This is a genomic window from Pontibacillus yanchengensis Y32, assembly GCF_000770635.1.
Taxonomy (GTDB): Bacteria; Bacillota; Bacilli; order Bacillales; family BH030062; genus Pontibacillus; species Pontibacillus yanchengensis.
Map to the genome: position 1 here is coordinate 1 of NZ_AVBF01000121.1, position 2,558 is coordinate 2,558.

3 protein-coding genes are annotated in these 2,558 nt (G+C 36.1%); 2 read left to right on the forward strand and 1 reads right to left on the reverse strand.

Annotated elements, in window-relative coordinates:
* Positions 1 to 152 precede the first annotated feature (152 nt).
* Positions 153 to 1,346 carry a CapA family protein gene (locus N782_RS20320; RefSeq protein WP_052111478.1) on the forward strand — a complete coding sequence of 398 codons (1,194 nt, stop codon included), beginning with the start codon at positions 153 to 155 and terminating at the stop codon, positions 1,344 to 1,346.
* Between the two features lie 98 nt (positions 1,347 to 1,444).
* Here the strand turns inward: N782_RS20320 and N782_RS20325 are convergent, their stop codons facing one another.
* Positions 1,445 to 1,687, reverse strand: a complete 243-nt coding sequence (locus N782_RS20325; protein ID WP_036824854.1) for an IDEAL domain-containing protein — start codon at positions 1,685 to 1,687, stop codon at positions 1,445 to 1,447.
* A 322-nt stretch (positions 1,688 to 2,009) separates the two neighbouring features.
* Here N782_RS20325 and N782_RS20330 point away from each other — a divergent pair, with 322 nt between their 5' ends.
* Positions 2,010 to 2,465 (forward strand): staygreen family protein, encoded by a 456-nt coding sequence (locus N782_RS20330; protein ID WP_036824855.1) that lies wholly within the window; start codon positions 2,010 to 2,012, stop codon positions 2,463 to 2,465.
* The last annotated feature ends 93 nt before the right edge of the window (positions 2,466 to 2,558 follow it).

Below are 2,558 nucleotides of genomic sequence, written 5' to 3' on the forward strand. Positions count from 1 at the left end.
ACAAAATCAACACCAAACTTTAACATAGCCTTTATATAAGTCTATAGACTGATGTGCCGGTTTATTATTTTTTATATAATACGTTAGGTACTTACAATAGTGGGATTTTTTACTAACCAACTATCAAAGATCAAACAGGAGGTCCCTCTGTTATGTTTAAATTTTCATGTCTTCAGGTTACGCTTATCGTATATTTATTAACATTCACTTTTTCATCTCCCATTTCCGTTTACGCTCAGCAATCTAAAAATATATACGATTCAAAAAAGACACACTCCTCCAATATGGATATCCTGTCCCTTTATTCATTTTGTGAGGATACGAAATGGCTTTCCCTATTAATCGGATTTCCATCAGCCCCCTCTTGTAAAGTTTTCTCTAGCCCAACAAAGGATACATCTCCAATCACCCTAACTTTTGGTGGAGATGTACTAATGGAATATTCTCTTGTCGATTCAATGATAGAAAACGGGCCTACCTATCCATTTCTTTATGTGAAGGATCTTTTTCTGCAAAGTGATTATAGTGTCATTAACCTTGAAACCCCCGTTACTTCTGCAACATCTCCGTTTCCAAAGCAATATAATTTTAAAGCATCACCCTTGCTTCTGGAGGGCCTAAAAGATGCAGGAGTTGATATGGTAAGTCTGGCCAATAATCATACTATGGACTATCATGAAGAAGGTCTCCTAGATACGCTTTCTGCATTAAAAAAGGCTCAGATTGAGTACATAGGAGCCGGAAGAAATAGTGAAGAAGCTTATGCTGAGAAAAGAGTACGAATCAATGGCCAAACTATTTCTTTTTTAGCTTTTTCTGAAGTTCTCCCTGATTTCAGCTGGTACGCACAAGTTGATAAACCAGGAATTGCTAGTGGTTACCAAATCGATCGAGCCACACGCATTGTTGGAGAAGTTAAAAAAGATTCAGATTATGTCATTGTCTATTATCATTGGGGTGATGAAAAGCATAATCAGCCTAACCAAGTTCAAAAGCAAATCGCACGAACATTAATCGATCATGGTGCTGATGCAATAGTTGGTTCTCATCCGCATGTCCTTCAAGGATTTGAAACTTACAAAAATAAGCCTATTGCGTACTCATTAGGAAATTTCTTATTCCCTGATTACGTCTCGGGAAAGACGGCAGAAACAGGAGTACTACAAATAGAATTAGATCATGACAAGATTACGATGGCCTTCCACCCACATGTGTTACACAAAAATCAAATTATTCCATTGACAGAGCAAGAAAAAGCAAAACAGTTCAAATACTTAGAAACCATATCCTTTGAAACCTCCTTCGATATTGAAGGCACAATTATCCCTAACCAAAAAAATTACTAAGACAGACATAAATAAGCCTAGCATATTACTGCTAGGCTTATTTATGTCTCTTTTCGAATCCATTCCTTACCCTCTCGTCTCTTGGAAATCTTTACGATTTATTCAAAAGTGTAGGGCTTATAAACGTGACTTAGTTCCATAAACCGCTGCTCATCATTTTGGTCAATCGCCTCATTCAATTGCCCTTCAAGGTGTCGTTTGTTCCATAAGTAACACAATTCATCTAACACCAAGGCTGAGGCCAACTTCACTTCAAAAGGTACTTCTCGTTTGGCATGAATAACTTCTTTTCCTTTTAATGGGAACCACTTCAACTGATAAGATACTTTTTGTTTCTTCATGGAACATACCCCCTTGTTCCTTTTTTATAGTATATTACACAAAACGCAGAATTGAAACAATATTCTGAAAATATTATGTGTTATTTTTTATGTTCCCTCTCTAAGCCGCTTTAAAACACAAATGAACACATGGGAATTTTTCTTATATTTGCAGATTCTATCCACTTACCTTCTTCTACCTTATCTTATATTCCCTTCCCTACATTCGTGCATAGTATAAGAAAAGAGCATGCGCTCTGCATGTAACATATGGCTTACACGACATGGATTGGTTTAAAGTAACATCGTTTTCTTTATTGTTAAAAAAAGGGAGAGATACAAATTGAGTTTTTCACCAACACGTTCATATGTTCAGTATCGCCCAGACATCCAACATTTTACACCTTTTTGGCAAAGAAAATATGTGCTGACTCATTCAGACCAAACTGGAGACCTATTTTTAACTGTTTCCAAAACATATGCGATGGATCAAGTAAATGAAATGAGAGATGAGGTGCTAGGAAAATGGATTGTTAATCAAAACAGAATTGAATTTAGAGGAGAAGTATTTGTAGGTAATGAAGATATCGCCCGCTCCATTCAAAACATACGGTACAACATTTTTAACAAGGAGATGCCTACCGCACTTCAAGGGATTTTCTATGGAGAAAGATGGTTATTGGAAATGCAACCTTTTTTAACCCAATCACCAATATATATACTCTTTAAGAGTAATCATCCTGAATTTAGAGGCTACCAATCGTTTGGATATGTGAAAGACTATTTGAAGTTTAGTTAATTCTAAGACGATAAAATAGTTATTCAATAAAAGAGGCATAATTATGAAGACTTGGATTCGAGATATTATTGGGGAGGGAGTGGGTCCGATACA